We start from the raw sequence: 18,489 nt of genomic DNA on the forward strand, positions 1-18,489 counted from the left end.
CCGGCCCGGGCGGGACGGGGTTGCGGCTCGTGGTGCGGCCAGTGCGCCTGCACACGCTGGACCTGACCATAGGCAGGCCGGATTTCTCAAGCATGACCCATTTGTTTCGCAGAAGTTAACCGGGGCGGGTGTGACCGGCGCCTCGCGAGCCGCTACGCACCCCGGCGGCGGGCCCGGTAGCGGCACCCGCCGGGCCGGGCGGAGGGGCGGGCGCAGTACCGTGTCCGGGTGGACAATAGGCAAGCAATCGGATCGTGGCTCTCGGGCCCGCGCGCGGCCGCCGAGGAGATGGGGGCCGACTTCGGCTACCGGGGCAAGCGGCTCGGTCTGCCCGAGCACGGCCCGGGGGCCATGGCCCCCCTCGGCCGCCGGTTCGGCGCGATCTTCATCGACTGGGCGCTCTGCCTGCTGATCGCATACGGGCTGTTCGCTCGCGGTGACCAGCAGGCGGCCGGAAACTGGGCGCTGGGCATCTTCTTCGTGCTGAGTGTGCTCACCGTCGGCACCATCGGCTGCACCCCGGGCAAGCGCGTCCTGGGCATCCGGGTCGTCGCCGAGAACCGCGACCGGCTGACGTTCGGACGCGCGGTCGTCCGGAGCGTGCTGGTCTGCCTGGTGATCCCGGCCCTGGTCTGGGACCGCGACGGCCGCGGCCTGCACGACCGGCTGTCCCGCTCCGTGCAGGTCCGGAGCTAGAGGACGTACAGGTCCGGCGTCAGGAAGCACGCGTCCGGAGCCGGGAACATCCCGTGAACGGCGAAGAGGCGCGTACGCGTCTCAGCGGGTCTTTCCGCCCTTCGGCATCCGCATCCCCTTGGGCATGGGGCCCTTCGGGAGTGGCATGTTGCTCATCAGGTCGCCCATCGCGCGCAGCCGGTCGTTGGCGGCCGTCACCTGCGGACCGGTGAGGACGCGCGGCAGCTTCAGCATCTTGGTGCGCAGCTTCTTGAGCGGGACCTGGCCCTCACCGTTGCCGACGATGATGTCGTGCACCGGTACGTCGACCAGGATGCGCGCCATCTTCTTCTTCTCGGACGCGAGCAGCGGCTTCACCCGGTTCGGGTTGCCCTCGGCGACCAGCACGATGCCGGCCTTGCTCACGGAGCGGTGCACCACGTCCTGGCTGCGGTTCATCGCGACCGCGGGGGTTGTCGTCCAGCCCCGGCCCACCCGGTCCAGCACCGCCGCGGCGGCGCCCGGCTGCCCCTCCATCTGCCCGAAGGCCGCACGCTCGGCACGCCGTCCGAAGACGATCGCCATCGCGAGGAGGGCCAGTACGAAGCCCAGGATGCCCAGGTAGACCGGGTGGTCGATCGCGAAACCGATCCCGAGGAGGACGCCGAAGGTGACGATTCCCACGCCCGCGACGACAAGACCGATCTTCGGGTCGGTCCGCCTGGCCATCTTGTAGGTCAGGGCGATCTGCTTGAGCCGCCCCGCGTTCTCGGCGCTGTCCGCGCCTTCAGTCTTTGCCTTCCTCGCCATGTAAAGAAGTTTACGTGGCTCAGGAACGGCGGTCGGCCGCGGCCTCCAGTACGGACAGCACGGACTCGGCCTCGACCCGGTCCTTGGCCCGGCGCCGGTCCTCCTGGACGGCGGACCAGGCGTTGCGGCGGGCCGTGCGCTGGCCGCCGGCCAGGACGAGCGACTCGACGGCGCGGAGGGCCGCGGTGACGGACGGGAGGGCGGCGGCACGTACCGGCACGGCCTGCATCGTGGAGATCTCCTCGGAGCGGATGTGCGCGAATGGGCGGGCGGGTGGCTCGCGCGGACCCGGCGGCCCGGACCGTCCGGGCCCGTACCGCGCGGCGTGTGCACCCAGCGTCACTGCCCGGTGTTACCAGCGGGTGACCGGACGGTCAAACACCAATGAAAACCCCGATCCGGCGGGCGCGCACGCCGAAGCGGTCCGTACCCGCCCCCGACCTGCGGGGGAGCGTACGGACCGCTTCGCGTCGGCCATGACCGGTCAGTGGTTCGCTGTGCCGGGACTCACACGGCGGGCGTCGCGGCGGCGGCGCCGCGACGGTCCATCGCCTGCTGGAAGAGACGGCCCGCGCGGTACGAGGAACGGACCAGCGGCCCGGACATCACACCGGAGTAGCCGATCTCGTCGGCCTCCTCCTTCAGCTCCACGAACTCCTGCGGCTTCACCCAGCGCTCCACCGGGTGGTGGCGCACCGAGGGGCGCAGGTACTGCGTGATCGTGATCAGCTCGCAGCCCGCGTCGTACAGGTCCTGGAGCGCCTCGCTGACCTCCTCGCGGGTCTCGCCCATGCCGAGGATCAGGTTGGACTTGGTCACCAGACCGGCCTCACGGGCCCGGGTGATGACCTCCAGGGAGCGCTCGTAGCGGAAGCCGGGGCGGATCCGCTTGAAGATTCGCGGCACCGTCTCCACGTTGTGCGCGAGCACCTCGGGGCGGGCGGAGAAGACCTCGGCGAGCTGCTCGGGCACCGCGTTGAAGTCGGGGATCAGCAGCTCGACCTTGGTGCGGCCGGCCTCCCGCTCCGCGGTCAGCGCGTGGATCTGGCGCACGGTCTCCGCGTACAGCCAGGCACCGCCGTCCTCCAGGTCGTCGCGGGCGACGCCGGTGATGGTGGCGTAGTTCAGGTCCATCGTGACGACGGACTCGCCGACCCGGCGGGGCTCGTCCCGGTCCAGCGCCTGCGGCTTGCCCGTGTCGATCTGGCAGAAGTCGCAGCGCCGGGTGCACTGGTCGCCCCCGATGAGGAAGGTGGCCTCGCGGTCCTCCCAGCATTCGAAGATGTTGGGGCAGCCGGCCTCCTGGCACACCGTGTGCAGGCCCTCGCTCTTCACGAGCTTCTGCAGCTGGTTGTACTCGGGGCCCATCTTCGCCCGGGTCTTGATCCACTCGGGCTTGCGCTCGATGGGGGTCTGGCTGTTCCGGACCTCCAGGCGCAGCATCTTGCGCCCGTCGGGTGCGACAGCGGACACTCCGGCACTCCCCTTTGCTTTCACTGCGTTGGATGCTTCTTTGGATTCTTCGGCGAACACCAGGGTACGCCCGTGGTTCGCACGGCTTTACGTCCGGCCAACCTGTGGCAGGCGGGGCCTATTCCCGGCCGCGTGATCCGGCCGTCACGCCGTGGCCACGGCATCGGTCGGGGCGCCGTCCGGAGCGTCCGCCGGCCCGGAGGCCGGACGCTCGACGACGCGCGGTGCCGGTGCGGCGTTCTCCAGGATGTCCCGCAGGTGCTTCTCGACGACCGGGAGCACCTCGGCGATCGTGATGTCGCGGCCGAGCTCGTACGCCAGCGAGGTGACGCCCGCGTCCCGGATGCCGCACGGCACGATCCGGTCGAACCAGGTGTTGTCCGGGTTCACGTTGAACGAGAAGCCGTGCATCGTCACCCCCTTGGCGACGCGGATGCCGATCGCCGCCAGCTTGCGGTCCTCGCGGCGCTGCCCGGCGTTGGACGGGGCGTACTCGGGGCCGTTCAGCCGGGCGTCGAACTCCTCGTCCTGGAGCCGGGGGTCGAAGTCGAGGGAGAGCTCGCCGATCGCCGGGCGCTCCTCGACCGGGTCGCCCAGCACCCAGACCCCGCTGCGGCCCTCGACCCGGGTGGTCTCCACGCCGAACTCGGCGGCGGTCCGGATCAGCGCCTCCTCCAGGCGGCGGACGTGCGCGACGACGTCCACCGGGCGGGGCAGCTTCTGGATCGGGTAGCCCACCAGCTGACCGGGGCCGTGCCAGGTGATCTTGCCGCCGCGGTCCACGTCGATGACGGGGGTGCCGTCGAGGGGGCGTTCGCTGTCGGCCGTACGCCGGCCGGCCGTGTAGACGGGCGGGTGCTCCACCAGCAGGCAGGTGTCCGGGACGGTGTCCTCGAACCTGGCCGCGTGCACCTCGCGCTGCTTCTGCCAGGCCTCCTGGTAGTCGACGGCTTCCTCACCGAATCCCAGCCGGACGAACCGAAGCTCAGCCACGACAGATGCCTTCCTCTTGTAGTGCGCGGGCGGCGGGGTGCCCGGAGCCGCGTCACCATGCACTGATTCACGCCTTTGGCCACTGTACGACCGGTCCGCGGGCGGTGGTCCGGCAGGTCTTCCCGTCAGCACCGCCCCCAATCCTCACACGATCGGATGAAAGTGAAGCGAAGGCGGCTGTGACCGGGGCGGAGGCCGCTAAATTCGCGCCGTTCCCCAAGGGCTGCCCGCCCGGCCCGGAAGGCAGGAGACCGTACAGCTGATGTCGGAACGACCTCCGCAGCGCACCCCCAACCGCCGGCTGGCCGCGCTCATCACCGAGGCAGGTTTCTCCAACGCCGGTCTGGCCCGCAGAGTCGACCAACTCGGCCTCGAACACGGCCTCGACCTCCGGTACGACAAGACCTCCGTGACCCGCTGGCTCCGCGGCCAGCAGCCGCGCGGCACCACCCCCGCGCTGATCGCCGAGGTCTTCACCCGGCGGCTCGGGCGCCGGCTCTCCGCGCAGGACCTCGGCCTGGACGCGTGCGCCCCGGTCTACGCCGGTCTGGAGTTCGCGGCCACGCCCACGGAGGCGGTCGACATCGTGAGCGGGCTGTGGCGGAAGGACTCCGGCAGCCAGGCCGAGCTGCGCAAGATCGCCTTCACCCCGGCCGGGCTCGTCGTCCCCAGCCGGGACTGGCTGATCGGCCGGGCCGACGAGTCGGTGGGCCGGGGCGGAGGGCCCGCGCCCCGGGCGCACGGCGCGACGGGAGGGGCGCACGGGGCGGCGGGGGACGGTGGGGCGGGTGGTTCCCCCCGTCCCGGCGGGGCGCGCCCGGTGCCGGGGGCGCACGGTGTGTACGGCGCGCCCGGTGCGGCGCCCGGCACCCGGGCCCCGGCGGCCGCCCGTCCCGCCGGAGCCCCCGGGCCGCCGGGCGGCCCCCTGTCCCCGCAGGGCCCCGTTCCCGTCCCCGGGCTGCCCGAGGCGTTCGGCCTGCCCCGCCAGCGGCGTACCGGGCGGGACTCCGGCCAGCGGGTCAGCGGCGGCGACGTGGCCGCCCTGCGCTCGGTCGGCGAGCTCTTCCGCACCCTCGACCACGCCTACGGCGGCGGCCACGCCCGCCAGGCGCTCGTCCGTTACCTGGAGCACGAGGCGGAACCGATGCTCCGGGGCACCTACGGCGAGGCGACCGGGCGCAGGCTCTTCGCGGCCGCCGCCGACCTGACCCGGCTGGCCGGCTGGACCTCGTACGACATCGCCGCCCACGGCCTGGCCCAGCGGTACTTCGTCCAGGCGCTGCGGCTCGCCCAGGCCGCCGGTGACCGCGCCTACGGCAGCTATGTGCTGACCACGATGAGCCGGCAGGCGGTCTACCTGGGCCACGGCCGGGAGGCCGTGCAGCTGGCCCGGGTCGCCCAGCAGGGCATCGGCTCCTCCGCTCCGCCCGTCGTCCAGGCCCTGCTGCACGCCGTCGAGGCGCGCGGCCACGGGGTGCTCGGCGAGACCCGGGCCTGCACCACCTCGCTGGCGCGGGCCGAGCGGGCGCTGGACATCGCCCGGCCCGGGGACGAGGTGCCGCACTGGGCGCGCCACTTCGACGAGGCCCAGCTCGCCGACGAGTTCGGCCACTGCCACCGCGACCTCCAGCAGTACCGGGCCGCGGCGCAGTACGCGGAGCGCTCGCTCCAGCTGCGTTCCCCGGCGTACGCCCGCAGCCGGCTGTTCTGCCAGGTGGTGCTGGCCTCCGCCCGGCTCGGGCTCGGCGAGCTCGACCAGGCGTGCGCGCTCGGCGTGGAGGCCGCCCAGCAGGCTGCGGAGATGCGGTCGGTGCGGGCCACGGAGTACGTACAGGACTTCGAGCGGCGGCTGGAACCCTACCGGGACGCCGCCGCCGTACGCGGCTACCGCGACCGGGTCGCCGCGCTGGGCTGAGCACGGCACAGGGGGCGCACGCCGGTGCGCCCCCTGGCTGTTCGAGCGCGGCTCCGGGCCGGGTCCACAGACCTCACCGGGCCGGAGCCGCGAGCTTGGTGTTCCCCCGGTCAGGCCGCCTCGGGCAGCGGCGTGTGGCCGGCCGGCCGTACGCCCAGGTCGGCGAGGACGGCGTCGGCCGCGCGGCGCCCCGAGTACAGCGCGCCCCGGACGGTGCTGGTGTCCCGGTGGTCGCCGCACACATAGAGACCGGCCAGCAGCCGCACCGGGCGGCGGAGGTCGTGCGGGGCGGGCATCGCGGGGACCGCCTCCGGGTCGTGGTGGACGGCCAGCAGCTCCCAGTCGTCGGTGCGGACCCCGTACAGCGCGGCGAGATGGGTGCGGACCGCGCGTTCCAGACCGGGCGGCGGGGTGCCGAGCACTGTGGAGCTGATCAGCGTGCGGCCGCGCGGGGCGCGCGTGGGGTCGACGGCGCTCATCACCGCGGTGTGCGCCACCGGGCCGGAGCCGTCGGCGTCCAGCAGCAGGGCGGTGCCGGTCGGCGGGGGAGCGGGGGCGGTGTGGTGAAGGACCGTCACGGGGTGGAAGGACGGCGCCCGGAGGCCGGGCAGCAGCTCGGCGGCGGCCCCGGCGCCGGTGGCCACCAGCAGGGAACGGCAGCCCAGTTCGCCGTGCTCCTCGGTGCGGACCGAGGTGATGTCGGCGGCCGTGACATGGACCCCGGTACGCACGGTGCCCGGCGGCAGCGCGGCCGCGAGGAGCTCGGGCAGCGTCGCCGAACCGCCCTCGGGCACGCAGAGCCGACCGCGCGCGTAGTCGCGCAGGACGAGGTCGGCGCACCGGCTGGAGGTGGTGAGCCCGGGATCGGCGAGCAGCGCGGCGAGCAGCGGGCGCAGGAAGCCGTTGACGGTACGGGCGGGCAGGCCGCGGTGGGACAGGGCGGCCAGCGCCGTCTGCTCGGGGCGGGCCAGGATGCGGGCCGCCGGGGTGGCGGCGAGCCGGGTCAGCGCGGCGGCCACCCGGGCCTGGTCGATCGGCCCGCCCATCGGCGGCCGGGGGGCGCTCGCGAGGGCGCGCGCCGCCTTGAGTGCGCCCCGGGCGCCCCGTACATCGCCGGTGCGGTACTGGCGGCCCTCGCTGTGCACCAGCACCCCCGGGGCGAAGGTGCGCAGCACCAGCCCTTCGAGGCCGGGCGTCACGCGCAGCTGCGGGCAGGTGGTGGTGAGGAGCGGGCCGATGTGGTCGAGCCGGAAGCCGTCCACCTCGGCGGTGCTCATCCGTCCGCCGATCCGGGGGGCGGCCTCCAGGACGCTGACGCTCAGCCCCGCGCTGGTCAATCGGTGGGCGGCGGACAGGCCGGCGATCCCGGCCCCGATGATGACGACGTCCGCGTGGTGTGCCGTGCTGAGCATGTGCCCCTCCCCGAGTCGGCGCGGCCGTGGGGGACCGCGACCCCGACGGGCCTCCCGGAACGACCGGGTTCGCCAGGCCGTGCCTCCGGGCCGCCGCCCGGAGGACGGGCGGCCGACGGCACTACCGGGAGGTTAGGAGCGCGGCGGGTGCGGACGCAGTCGCGCGCACCCGGGGCACCGTTGCACGGGGTCGCATGTCTGTCCGATTCGGTGGCGGGGGCGGCGCATCCGCCGGGGCGCTCAGCGCAGGGCGGCGCGGATCGCTCCGTCGATGCCGGGGAAGGCGAAGGCGAAGCCCGACTCCAGCAGCCGGTGCGGCACCACCCGCTGACTGCCCAGCACGTCCTCGGCGAACTCCCCGAGGGCGAGCCGCAGGGCCGGGGCCGGGGCGGTGAGGAGCGTGGGGCGGTGCAGCACCCGCCCCATCGCGGCCGTCACCTCGCGGTTGGTGACCGGGGCGGGGGCGGTCAGGTTCACCGGCCCGGACAGCGACTCCGTCTCCAGGAGGTGGCGCAGCGCCGCGACCTCGTCGTGCAGCGCGATGAAGCTCCAGTACTGCCGCCCGTTGCCCAGCCGGCCGCCGAGCCCCGCCCGGAACAGCGGGAAGAGCCGGCCCCAGGCCCCGCCCTCGCGGGCGACGACCAGCCCGGTGCGGGCGTGCACCGTCCGCACCCCCGCCTCCTGGGCGGCGGCCGTGGCGGCCTCCCACTCCAGGCAGACGGACGGCAGGAAGCCCTTCCCGGCCGGGGCGCTCTCGTCGACGGCGAGGTCCCCGGTGTCGCCGTAGTAGCCGATCGCCGAACCGGAGACCAGCACCTTCGGCGCCGGGTCCAGGGAGGCGACGGCCTCGGCGATCGCGGCCGTGCCCAGCACCCGGCTGTCCCGGATCTCCCGCTTGTACTCCTCGGACCAGCGGTGGTCGCCGACCCCGGCCCCGGCGAGGTGGACGACGGCGTCGCAGCCGACCAGGCCCGCCGCGTCGACGTAGCCGCGCCGGGGGTCCCACTCCGCCTCGTCGCCGGCCCGGGCCGGGCGGCGGACCAGGCGGACCACCTCCAGCCCGTCGGCCCGCAGCGAACGCACCAGCGCCGCTCCGACGAGTCCTGACGCTCCGGTCACAGCGATACGGGAGTGCACCATGGCCCCATCCTGCCCCAACGGCCGTGCCGGGCCCACCCGTGGCGTACGGACGCGCCGTGTGTCACCGGCGTACCGCGCGAAGAAAGGAACTGACCGTTCCGGCCGGCTCTGACACAGTGGCGGGCATGCCCGAGATCCAACTGCACCCCGCCTGCCGGGTCCGCCCCGCTGCCCTCTCCGACGAGGCCGCGCTCGGCGAGCTCGACCGCGCCACCTGGTCCACCCTGCACGCCGTCATGCCCCGCCCCCAGCCGCCCTACGCGCCCTTCTTCGACGAGCGCCACGTGCCCGGTGACTTCCTGGTGGCCGAGGTCGCGGACGACCCGCGCCCGGCCGGATACGTGAGGCTGGTCCCGCCGACCCCGCTGGCCTGCAACTCCCACGTCCGGCAGATACAGGGCCTCGCCGTCGCCGACCGGGCGCGCGGCCGGGGCGTCGCCCGGGCCCTGCTGCGCGCCGCCTGCGCGACGGCGCGGGACGACGGGGCCAACCGGATCACCCTGCGGGTCCTTGGGCACAACACGCCCGCCCGCGCCCTGTACGCGTCCGAGGGGTTCACCGTCGAGGGCGTGCTGCCCGGCGAGTTCTTCCTGGACGGGCGGTACGTCGACGACATCCTGATGGGCCGTTCGCTCGCCCCGTGACCGGCCGGGGCGCGGCGGCCGCCTCAGCCCCTGAACAGCCGCATGCCGCCCATGAGTTCGTGCAGGCAGCGGACGGCCAGCTCGGCCGGTGAGCCGGGCCCGTCCGTCGGCGCGTCCGTCGCCGCCCAGGACTCCAGCGCGACCCGGACCGCGCCCGTGGCGGCGGCCGCGGCCAGCCGGACCTCCAGCGGGTCCGCCCCCTCGCCCGCCAGCCGGGCCAGCACCGGCAGCAGCCGCTCCTCCGAATCCTGATTGACCCGGTACCAGACCGCGCGCAGCGCCGGGTCCCGCTCGGCCGCCCGCAGCAGCCCGCGCGTCCAGCCCAGCTGCTCGTCGGCGTCCCCGCCGGGCATCCGGAACGCCTCGGTGACCGCCCGCTCCAGCACCTCGGCGAACGCGTCCCCCGGCTCGGCCGCCGCCAGCAGCGAGCGCCAGCGCTCGGCGCCCCCGGAGAGCAGCGGGCCCACCGCGTCCTGCTTGGAGCGGAAGTACCGGTAGAAGGTGCGCAGCGCCACGCCCGCCCGCTGCGCGATGTCCTCCGCCGTGGTGCCGTCGGGGCCCCGCTCGGCGAAGAGCGCGGCCGCGGCGCGGGCGATCTCCAGCTGGGTCGCGGCCTTGCGGCGCTCGGTGAGGGACGGCTGCGTCGGCTCGGTGCTCATTCCCAGGACATTACCCCCGGGGGTCCCGGGCATGCGCATGATGCCGTGATGGCAAATCGTGCCATGCAGGCGTACGGTGGACATCGATCGGGACGCCATGGGGGCGCCGTCGACACGCTCCGGGACGCCAGTCACCGGTATCGGAGGGACAGACATGAACCGCTACGAAGGCCGCCGCGTCCTCATCACCGGAGGCGGCTCCGGCATCGGCCGGGCCACCGTCCACCGCGTCCTCGCCGAGGGCGGCCGGGTCGTCGCCGCCGACGTCAACGAGGCCGGCCTGGAGGAGACCCGGGCGACCGCCGCGGCGAACGGCGCCGCGGACCGCCTCACCACCCTGGTCCTGGACATCGCGGACGAGGCCGCGGTACGGGCCGGCGTGGCCTCCGCCGTGGAGACCCTCGGCGGGCTCGACGTCCTGGTCAACGCCGCCGGGATCCTGCGCTCCGAGCACACCCACAAGACCACGCTGGAGTTCTTCAACAAGATCATCGCGGTCAACCTCACGGGCACCTTCCTGATGATCCGCGAGGCGATACCGGCGCTGATCGAGGGCAACGAGCCGGCCGTGGTGAACTTCTCCTCCACCTCCGCGGCCTTCGCCCACCCGTACATGTCCGCCTATGCGGCGAGCAAGGGCGGCATCCAGTCGATGACGCACGCGCTGGCGAGCGAGTACAGCAAGCAGGGGGTGCGGTTCGTCGCCGTCGCGCCCGGCTCGATCTCCTCCGACATGACCAGCGGCCACGGCCCGGGACTGCCCGCCGACGCCGACATGTCGCTCTTCATGAAGCTCTCCCCGGCGCTCGGCACCGGCTTCGCCAGCCCGGACACCGTCGCCGGTGTCGTCGCGATGCTCGGCTCCCGGGACGGTGCGTTCATCACCGGTACGGAGATCCGCATAGACGGCGGCACCCACTTCTGAGCCGCGGGGCCCCTCAGCCGGCCCCGAACCGCGCCCAGAGCCCGGGGAAGCGCTTCGCCAGCGACTCGTCGTCGAAGCCCACCGGGTCGCCCCCGGGCCCGGCCGGCTGGGGCGGCAGCCCGAGGTCCGGCGCGACCACGCCGGTGAGCTGCTCGTACGCCTCGTCGGCGGCGTAGCCCAGCTCCTCGCCGTCCCCGTCGATCTCCTCGTCGAAGTCGTCGAGGAGATCGGCCAGCGCGTCCGGCTCGTGCAGGGCGCCCTCGAAGACCTCCCGGCCCTGGCCGATCAGCCAGCACCGGAAGAAGTCGAAGGCGCCCTCGTCCGCGCCGCCCAGCAGCACCGTGGCGGCGCCCCACAGGTCCCAGCGGTAGGCGCGGTGGAAACGGGCCTCGAAGTGCCGGGCGAAGTCCAGCACCGCGTCGGGGTCGAGCCGCACCAGCCGCTCGACGAGCAGCTCGGCCTGGTCCTCCGGGTCGCCCTCGGCGGCCGTGCGCGCGCTGTCGACGATCTCCCAGAACTCCGTCTCGTCCATCACGGGTCAAGCATCGGCCCTGGCGGCGGGCGGCGCACGCGGACACCGGGCGGCGAGGGCGAACGGGACTCCCCCTTCCGTCGGAAGGAGCACGGGCCCCGAAGAAGCGGGCCGGGCCGAACACCCCGTGATCTACGATCCGGCCCATGACGATCACGTACGAGTGGCGCGGCGACTTCGAGGACGCCGCGCTCAACGCGCTCCACGCGGAGGCGTTCGGCCATGCCGTCACGTCCGTCGACTGGTGGGCACGGGTGCACCGTCACAGCCTCGGCTGGGTCTGCGCCCGGGAAGACGGCAGGCTCGTGGGGTTCGTCAACATCGCCTGGGACGGCGGCGCCCACGCCTTCCTCCTCGACACGATGGTCGCCCGGGACACGCACCGCACCGGTGTCGGGACCGGACTCGTGACGACCGCGGCGCGGGGCGTCCGTGCGGCGGACTGCGCATGGCTCCATGTCGACTTCGAGGAGCACCTGCGTCCCTTCTACCTCGGCGCGTGCGGCTTCCGGCCGACGGACGCGGGGCTCATCGCCCTGGGCTGAGGGCCGTCCCGTCGTCCCCGGTGGAGGGGCGCACGGCGTCGGACGCGGTGCGTCGCGGGGCGGAGGGGCATCCGGACACCGGGCGTGTCCGGACGCTCCGGCAACGCGCGAGGAGCGGGGCCTCCCCCGTTCGAGCGCGGCCGGGGGCCCGGGGGAGCGGCCGTCGCCGTGCGCCCGCCGGGGACGACGGGACAGCCCTCAGGGCGTGTCCGCTCCGTGGTCGTCCGTCGGCCCCGGGGCGTACAGCCCGTGCAGCGCCGCGGCCGCCGCCGCGAACCGCTCCCGCAGGGCGGTCGGCTCCAGCACCTCCGACTCCGGCCCCAGGCCCAGGAGTTGGCCGTACGCGATCTCCTCCGACTCGACCGGCACGGTGACGGTCAGCCACCCCTCGGCGTCCGGCGGACCGGCCGCCTCCAGCGCCGCCCGGACCGCCGAGCGGTCCAGTACGTACGGCAGCCGGCCCACTCCCGCGGGCGACAGCCGCACCGTCACCTCCGCCCGCAGCAGCGACCGGGCGAACTGCGCGGCCCGCTCCGCCCAGAAGCCCGCCAGGTCGAACCGCTCGTCCCGCTCGAACCGCTCCTCGGCCACCACCACGTCCGAGAACCGGTCGACCCGGTACACCCGGAAGTCCTCCGCCACCCGGGCGCACACGTACCAGACCCCCGCCTTCAGCACGAGCCCGTACGGGTCCAGCTCCCGCTCGACCGGGGTGTCCGCGCCGTTGCGGAGATAGCGGGCCCGCACCGTCCGGTCGCCCCACACCGCCCCGGCCAGGGCCGGCAGCTGCTCGGGGGTGGCCGGCTCCTGGTACCAGCCCGGCGCGTCCAGGTGGAAACGGCGCACGGCGCGGTCCGGCGCGTCCCGCAGCGAGGGCATCAGGGCCGCCGACACCTTGAGCCGGGCGGCCGACGCGGCGTCCGCCAGCCCCATCTCGCGCAGCGCGGACGGCAGCCCGGACAGGAAGAGCGCCTCGGCCTCGTCACGGGCGAGACCGGTCAGCCCGGTCCGGTAGCCGCCGACCAGCCGGTAGCCGCCGGCCCGGCCCCGGTCCGCGTAGACCGGGACGCCCGCCGCCGAGAGGGCCTGCGCGTCCCGGGTCACGGTCCGCTCCGACACCTCCAGCTCCCGGGCGAGCTCCGCGGCGGTCATGGCCGGGCGGGACTGCAGGAGCAGCACCATTCTGATGAGACGGGCAGCGCGCATGCGGCCATTGTGTCCGCATGCGCGCCGCCCGTCCCCGGTGCCTCAGAGGCCGTACCGCTCCCGGGCCTCCTTGACCGAGGTCGCGGTGACCTCGCCGCGGCGGGCCAGCTGGGCCAGGGCCGCGACCGCGATCGAACGGGCGTCGACGCCGAAGTGGCGGCGGGCCGCGTCCCGGGTGTCGGAGAGGCCGAAGCCGTCCGTGCCGAGCGAGGACCAGTCCTGCTCCACCCACTGGCTGATCTGGTCCGGGACCTGGCGCATCCAGTCGCTCACCGCCACGACCGGACCCGGGGCGCCCTCCAGCGCCTGCGTCACGTACGGCACCCGCTGCTCACCGCGGAGCAGCGCTTCGTCGCACTCCAGCGCCTCGCGGCGCAGCTCGCCCCAGGAGGTGGCGGACCAGACGTCGGCCGTGACCCCCCAGTCCGCGGCCAGCAGCTCCTGCGCCTCCAGCGCCCAGTGGATCGCCGTACCGGAGGCCAGCAGCTGGACCCGCGGCGCGTCCGCCGAGGCGGGCACGCCCTCCTTGAAGCGGTACAGGCCCTTGACGATGCCCTCCTCGACGCCTTCCGGCATCGCGGGCTGCGGCTTCGGCTCGTTGTAGACCGTCAGGTAGTAGAAGACGTTCTCGGCCTCGGGGCCGTACATCCGGCGCAGACCGTCCTTGACGATCACCGCGATCTCGTACGCGAACGCCGGGTCGTAGTTGAGCGAGGCCGGGTTGGTGGCCGCGATCAGGTGCGAGTGGCCGTCCGCGTGCTGGAGACCCTCACCGGTCAGCGTCGTACGGCCCGCCGTGGCGCCGACGATGAAGCCCTTGCCGAGCTGGTCGGCGAGCTGCCACATCTGGTCGCCGGTCCGCTGCCAGCCGAACATCGAGTAGAAGATGTAGAACGGGATCATCGTCTCGCCGTGCGTCGCGTACGACGTCGAGGCGGCGATGAAGTCGGCCATGGCCCCGGCCTCGGTGATCCCCTCGTTGAGGATCTGGCCGTCCTTGGCCTCCTTGTAGTACATCAGCTGGTCGCGGTCGACCGGCTCGTACGTCTGGCCCAGCGGCGAGTAGATGCCGGCCGAGGGGAACAGCGACTCCATGCCGAAGGTGCGCGCCTCGTCGGGGACGATCGGCACCCAGCGCTTCCCGGTCTGCTTGTCCCGCATCAGGTCCTTGACCAGGCGGACGAAGGCCATGGTGGTGGCCATCTCCTGCTTGCCGGACCCCTTCTTCAGGGCGGCGAACGCGCGCTCCTCCGGCTCCGGCAGCGCCACCGCGTGGACGCGGCGGGCCGGGGCGGGGCCGCCGAGGGCGGCGCGGCGCTCCTGGAGGTAGCGAACCTCGGGGGAGTCGGTGCCCGGGTGGCCGTAGGGCACCAGGCCGTCGGCGAACGCGCTGTCCGGGATCGGCAGGCCGAGCAGCTCGCGCATGTCCTTGAACTCGTCCACCGAGAGCTTCTTCATCTGGTGGTTGGCGTTCTTGGACTCGAAGCCCTTGCCGAGCGTGAAGCCCTTCACGGTCTGCGCGAGGATCACGGTCGGTGCGCCCTTGTGCGCCAGGGCGGCCCGGTAGGCCGCGTACACCTTGCGGGCCTCGTGGCCGCCGCGCGAGGTGTAGAAGCACTCGCCGATCTTCGCGTCGGTGAGCAGCTTCGCCAGCTCGGCGAGGGCGGGCTCGGCACCGAAGAAGTGCTCGCGGATGTACGCGACGTCGCGGGTGGCGTACGTCTGGAACTGCGCGTCCGGGACCTCCCGGAGCCGGCGGACCAGCGCACCGGTGGTGTCGAGCTGGAACAGCTCGTCCCAGGCGGTGCCCCAGAGCGTCTTGACGACGTTCCAGCCGGCGCCGCGGAAGGCCCCCTCCAGCTCCTGGACCACGCGGAAGTTGGCGCGGACCGGGCCGTCGAGGCGCTGCAGGTTGCAGTTGATGACGAAGGTCAGGTTGTCGAGCTGCTCACGGGCCGCGAGGGCCAGGGCGGCGGTCGACTCGGGCTCGTCCATCTCGCCGTCGCCCAGGAAGGCCCAGACGTGCGAGTTCGACGTGTCCTTGATGCCGCGGTTGGCCAGGTAGCGGTTGAAGCGCGCCTGGTAGATCGCGGAGAGCGGGCCGAGGCCCATCGACACGGTGGGGAACTCCCACAGCCAGGGCAGCCGCCGCGGGTGCGGGTAGGACGGCAGACCGTCGCCGCCCGCCTCCTGGCGGAAGTTGTCGAGCTGCTGCTCGCTCAGGCGGCCGTCGAGGAAGGCGCGGGCGTAGATGCCGGGGGAGGCGTGGCCCTGGATGTAGAGCTGGTCACCGGAGCCGTCCCCCTCCTTGCCCCGGAAGAAGTGGTTGAAGCCCGTCTCGTACAGCCAGGCCGCCGAGGCGAAGGTGGCGATGTGGCCGCCGACGCCGAAGCGGGAGCCGCGGGTGACCATCGCGGCCGCGTTCCAGCGGTTCCAGGCGGTGATCCGGGATTCCATCTCCAGGTCGCCGTCGAACTCGGGCTCGGCGGCGGTCGGGATGGAGTTGACGTAGTCGGTCTCCAGCAGCTTGGGCAGCGCGAGACCGGCGCCCTCGGCGTGCTCCAGCGAGCGGCGCATCAGGTACGCGGCGCGGTGCGGGCCGGCGGCCCTGGTGACGGCATCCAGGGAGGCCGCCCATTCGGCGGTCTCCTCGGGGTCACGGTCCGGGAGCTGATCGAGCTCGCTCGGAAGCTTTCCTACGGGGTCGGTCATGATCGCCGCCTTCCGGAGTGGGAGGGGGGTGGAGAAGGCCCTGACTGGCAGGACAGGGCGATCGGGCGGTGAGCCCGCGAGATGAACTGTAAGGCGCCGATCGATGATCGATCAAAGGGTGAAGGGCAAAACTTCTCGATATGAAGAAATTGGCATTCGGTGCCGCGAAACGGGGCACGGAGTGACGGGATCTATAGGTATAAAAAGGGCGCCGATCTGCACGGAAGAGCACCCCTCCCGACAGATGCGTACGCCCTCGGGGCCGGTCCGGGAAGGGTGTCCTCAGGCGCGCGGGGCGCAGCCGAGGACGTGCGCCTTCGCCAGCACGCCGATGTCCGGGTCCTTGCGCAGGAACGCATCGATGAGCGCCTCGTGCTCCTCCGCGTACGACTTCTGCACCGTGCCGAGCCAGCGGATCGACAGGGCCGTGAACACCTCGATGCCCAGCCCCTCCCAGGTGTGCAGCAGGACCGCGTTGCCCGCCGCCCGCACCATCTCGCGGTGGAAGGCCACGGTGTGCCGGACCTGCGCCTCGCCGTCGGCCAGCCGGTCCGCCTCGTAGAGCGCCGTCACGTGCGGGGTGAGTCGCGAGCAGTCCTCACCGAGGGACGGGGCCGCCAGCTCCGCCGCGATCTGCTCCAGACCGGCCCGCACCGGGTAGCTCTCCTCCAGGTCGGCGGCGGTGAGGTTGCGGACCCGGACGCCCTTGTTGGGGGCCGACTCGATCAGCCGGAGCGTCTCCAGCTCCCGCAGCGCCTCGCGCACCGGCGTCTGGCTGACCTCCAGCTCGGTGGCGATGCGGCGCTCCACGATCCGCTCGCCGGGCTTCCAGCGCCCGCTGACGATCCCCTCCACGATGTGCTCGCGGATCTGTTCGCGCAGCGAGTGGACGACGGGCGGGGTCATGAGGGCTCCTTCGGGGCGAACCGGTGCTTCCGCGTCATCACGGCGGCCGGGGCGACCGGCGGTGTCTGGGGCGTTTCCTAGGGCGTGTCCTAGACAATACGGCGGCGCCCCCGCCCGGAAGTGCTCCGGACGAGGGCGCCGTTGGTGAGGCTGGTTACAGCCGCGCTCAGAGGCCGAGCTCGACCTCGAACTCGCCGGCCTCCAGGATCGCCTTGACCGAGGTCAGGTAGCGGGCGGCGTCGGCGCCGTCCACCAGACGGTGGTCGTAGGAGAGCGACAGGTACGTCATGTCGCGGACACCGATCACGGTGCCCTCCTCGGTCTCGATGACCGCCGGACGCTTCACCGTGGCACCGATGCCCAGGATGGCGACCTGGTTCGGCGGCACGATGACGGTGTCGAAGAGCGCACCGCGCGAGCCGGTGTTGCTGATGGTGAAGGTGGCACCGGACATGTCGTCCGGGGTCAGGCCGCCGCCGCGAGCCTTGCCGGCCAGCTCGGCGGTCTTCTTCGCGATGCCCGCGATGTTCAGGTCGCCCGCACCCTTGATGACCGGGGTCATCAGGCCCTTCTCGGCGTCCACGGCGATGCCGATGTTCTCCGAGTCGAAGTACGTGACGGTCGAGTCGTCCTCGTTGATCCGGGCGTTGACGACCGGGTGGGCCTTCAGCGCCTGGGCCGCCGCCTTGACGTAGAACGGCATCGGGGACAGCTTGACGCCCTCGCGGGCGGCGAACGCGTCCTTCGCCCGGTTGCGCAGCTTCATCAGCTTGGTGACGTCGACCTCGACGACTGAGGTCAGCTGGGCCTGCGAGTGCAGCGCCTTCATCATGTTGTCGCCGATGACCTTGCGCATGCGGGTCATCTTGACGGTCTGACCGCGCAGCGGGGAGACCTCCAGCTTCGGCGCCTTCGAGGCTGCCGGAGCAGCGGCGGCGGCCGGGGCCGGAACGGCTGCGGCGGCCTTGGCGGCCTCCGCGGCGGCGACGACGTCCTGCTTGCGGATCCGGCCACCGACACCGGTGCCCTTGACCGCGCCCAGGTCGACGCCGTTCTCGGCGGCGAGCTTGCGGACCAGCGGGGTGACGTACGCGCCGTCGTCACCGGAGGTCGCGGCCGGGGCGACCGGGGTGACCGGAGCCGGGGCGGCCACCGGAGCCGGGGCCGGAGCGGCCGGGGCCACCGGAGCCGGAGCGGCGACCGGGGCGGCGGGCGCCACCGGGGCCGGAGCCGGAGCGGGGGCGGCCGGGGCCACCGGAGCCGGAGCCGGAGCCGGAGCGGCGGCGGGCGCCGGAGCGGCCGGAGCCGGGGCAGCGGCCGGAGCGGCACCGGCGGCACCGATGACGGCGAGCTTGGCGCCGACCTCGGCGGTCTCGTCCTCGGCGACGACGATCTCCAGCAGCACGCCGGAGACCGGGGCCGGGATCTCGGTGTCGACCTTGTCCGTGGAGACCTCCAGGAGGGGCTCGTCCTCCGTGACCTCCTCGCCGACCTCCTTCAGCCAGCGGGTGACGGTGCCCTCGGTGACGCTCTCGCCGAGCGCCGGGAGGGTGACGTCGGTACCGGCGGCGCCACCGGCCGGGGCGGCGGCCGGAGCCTCGGCCACGGGGGCCGGAGCGGCGGCGGGGGCCTCGGCGACCGGGGCCGGGGCCGGGGCGGCGGCGGGCTCGGCGGCCGGAGCCGCGGCGGCGGCCGGGGCGCCCGTGCCGTCGTCGATGATGGCCAGCTCGGCGCCGACCTCGACGGTCTCGTCCTCGGCGACCTTGATGGACGCCAGAATGCCGGCGGCGGGGGCCGGGATCTCGGTGTCGACCTTGTCGGTCGACACTTCGAGAAGCGGCTCGTCGGCCTCGACGCGCTCGCCCTCGGCCTTCAGCCAGCGGGTGACAGTGCCCTCGGTGACGCTCTCGCCGAGCGCCGGAAGGGTTACGGAAACCGACAT

Annotated in this window: 17 protein-coding genes; 5 read left to right on the top strand and 12 right to left on the bottom strand. The window is 73.7% G+C overall.

The annotated features are described in order from the left end of the window. Nucleotides 1-228 precede the first annotated feature (228 nt). A complete protein-coding gene (locus ACIQGQ_RS14765; RefSeq protein ID WP_402395190.1) occupies nt 229-696 on the top strand; it encodes an RDD family protein in 468 nt (155 codons plus the stop codon). An 81-nt stretch (nt 697-777) separates the two neighbouring features. Here ACIQGQ_RS14765 and ACIQGQ_RS14770 read toward each other — a convergent pair whose 3' ends face one another. The 4 genes from ACIQGQ_RS14770 to lipB form a co-directional block, all read right to left on the bottom strand. Beyond that, on the bottom strand, nt 778-1,485 hold the full coding sequence (locus ACIQGQ_RS14770; protein ID WP_352280405.1) for a DUF4191 domain-containing protein: 708 nt from the start codon (nt 1,483-1,485) through the stop codon (nt 778-780). A 19-nt stretch (nt 1,486-1,504) separates the two neighbouring features. Continuing rightward, nucleotides 1,505-1,714, bottom strand: a complete 210-nt coding sequence (locus tag ACIQGQ_RS14775) for a hypothetical protein (protein WP_352280404.1) — start codon at nt 1,712-1,714, stop codon at nt 1,505-1,507. 278 nt (nt 1,715-1,992) lie between these two features. Further along, on the bottom strand, nt 1,993-2,958 hold the full coding sequence (gene lipA, locus ACIQGQ_RS14780) for a lipoyl synthase (RefSeq protein ID WP_402395194.1): 966 nt from the start codon (nt 2,956-2,958) through the stop codon (nt 1,993-1,995). Nucleotides 2,959-3,102: 144 nt separating this feature from the next. Further along, nucleotides 3,103-3,951 carry a lipoyl(octanoyl) transferase LipB gene (lipB, locus tag ACIQGQ_RS14785; protein WP_402395197.1) on the bottom strand — a complete coding sequence of 283 codons (849 nt, stop codon included), beginning with the start codon at nt 3,949-3,951 and terminating at the stop codon, nt 3,103-3,105. Between the two features lie 262 nt (nt 3,952-4,213). On the opposite strand from lipB, the gene ACIQGQ_RS14790 reads away from it, so the two are divergent. Further along, complete coding sequence (locus ACIQGQ_RS14790; protein ID WP_402395200.1) at nt 4,214-5,866, top strand: regulator; 1,653 nt, start codon at nt 4,214-4,216, stop codon at nt 5,864-5,866. A 110-nt stretch (nt 5,867-5,976) separates the two neighbouring features. Here ACIQGQ_RS14790 and ACIQGQ_RS14795 read toward each other — a convergent pair whose 3' ends face one another. Beyond that, on the bottom strand, nt 5,977-7,278 hold the full coding sequence (locus ACIQGQ_RS14795) for an NAD(P)/FAD-dependent oxidoreductase (RefSeq protein ID WP_402395203.1): 1,302 nt from the start codon (nt 7,276-7,278) through the stop codon (nt 5,977-5,979). 240 nt (nt 7,279-7,518) lie between these two features. Further along, nucleotides 7,519-8,418, bottom strand: coding sequence for a TIGR01777 family oxidoreductase (locus ACIQGQ_RS14800; RefSeq protein WP_402395206.1), 900 nt, complete (start codon nt 8,416-8,418; stop codon nt 7,519-7,521). Nucleotides 8,419-8,543: 125 nt separating this feature from the next. Here ACIQGQ_RS14800 and ACIQGQ_RS14805 point away from each other — a divergent pair, with 125 nt between their 5' ends. Continuing rightward, nucleotides 8,544-9,062, top strand: coding sequence for a GNAT family N-acetyltransferase (locus tag ACIQGQ_RS14805; RefSeq protein WP_402395209.1), 519 nt, complete (start codon nt 8,544-8,546; stop codon nt 9,060-9,062). Nucleotides 9,063-9,085: 23 nt separating this feature from the next. On the opposite strand, the gene ACIQGQ_RS14810 is transcribed toward ACIQGQ_RS14805, so the two are convergent. Beyond that, nucleotides 9,086-9,721, bottom strand: coding sequence for a TetR/AcrR family transcriptional regulator (locus ACIQGQ_RS14810; protein WP_402395212.1), 636 nt, complete (start codon nt 9,719-9,721; stop codon nt 9,086-9,088). Between the two features lie 154 nt (nt 9,722-9,875). Between ACIQGQ_RS14810 and ACIQGQ_RS14815 the strand changes: the two genes are divergently transcribed. Beyond that, nucleotides 9,876-10,646 carry an SDR family NAD(P)-dependent oxidoreductase gene (locus tag ACIQGQ_RS14815; protein WP_402395214.1) on the top strand — a complete coding sequence of 257 codons (771 nt, stop codon included), beginning with the start codon at nt 9,876-9,878 and terminating at the stop codon, nt 10,644-10,646. Nucleotides 10,647-10,659: 13 nt separating this feature from the next. Here ACIQGQ_RS14815 and ACIQGQ_RS14820 read toward each other — a convergent pair whose 3' ends face one another. Further along, nucleotides 10,660-11,178: a DUF4240 domain-containing protein gene (locus tag ACIQGQ_RS14820; RefSeq protein WP_402396019.1), complete on the bottom strand. Its 519-nt coding sequence runs from the start codon at nt 11,176-11,178 to the stop codon at nt 10,660-10,662. Nucleotides 11,179-11,324: 146 nt separating this feature from the next. On the opposite strand from ACIQGQ_RS14820, the gene ACIQGQ_RS14825 reads away from it, so the two are divergent. Further along, nucleotides 11,325-11,723, top strand: coding sequence for a GNAT family N-acetyltransferase (locus ACIQGQ_RS14825; protein ID WP_402395217.1), 399 nt, complete (start codon nt 11,325-11,327; stop codon nt 11,721-11,723). A 198-nt stretch (nt 11,724-11,921) separates the two neighbouring features. On the opposite strand, the gene ACIQGQ_RS14830 is transcribed toward ACIQGQ_RS14825, so the two are convergent. From ACIQGQ_RS14830 to sucB, 4 genes are all read right to left on the bottom strand, one after another. Continuing rightward, complete coding sequence (locus tag ACIQGQ_RS14830) at nt 11,922-12,929, bottom strand: helix-turn-helix transcriptional regulator (RefSeq protein ID WP_402395220.1); 1,008 nt, start codon at nt 12,927-12,929, stop codon at nt 11,922-11,924. Nucleotides 12,930-12,971: 42 nt separating this feature from the next. After that, nucleotides 12,972-15,641 carry a pyruvate dehydrogenase (acetyl-transferring), homodimeric type gene (gene aceE, locus ACIQGQ_RS14835; protein WP_402395223.1) on the bottom strand — a complete coding sequence of 890 codons (2,670 nt, stop codon included), beginning with the start codon at nt 15,639-15,641 and terminating at the stop codon, nt 12,972-12,974. A 282-nt stretch (nt 15,642-15,923) separates the two neighbouring features. Beyond that, nucleotides 15,924-16,547, bottom strand: coding sequence for a GntR family transcriptional regulator (locus ACIQGQ_RS14840; RefSeq protein ID WP_402395226.1), 624 nt, complete (start codon nt 16,545-16,547; stop codon nt 15,924-15,926). A 166-nt stretch (nt 16,548-16,713) separates the two neighbouring features. After that, nucleotides 16,714-18,489: a 2-oxoglutarate dehydrogenase, E2 component, dihydrolipoamide succinyltransferase gene (gene sucB, locus ACIQGQ_RS14845; RefSeq protein WP_402395229.1), complete on the bottom strand. Its 1,776-nt coding sequence runs from the start codon at nt 18,487-18,489 to the stop codon at nt 16,714-16,716.

The organism is Streptomyces sp. NPDC092952 (genome assembly GCF_044754785.1).
Lineage (GTDB): Bacteria > Actinomycetota > Actinomycetes > Streptomycetales > Streptomycetaceae > Streptomyces.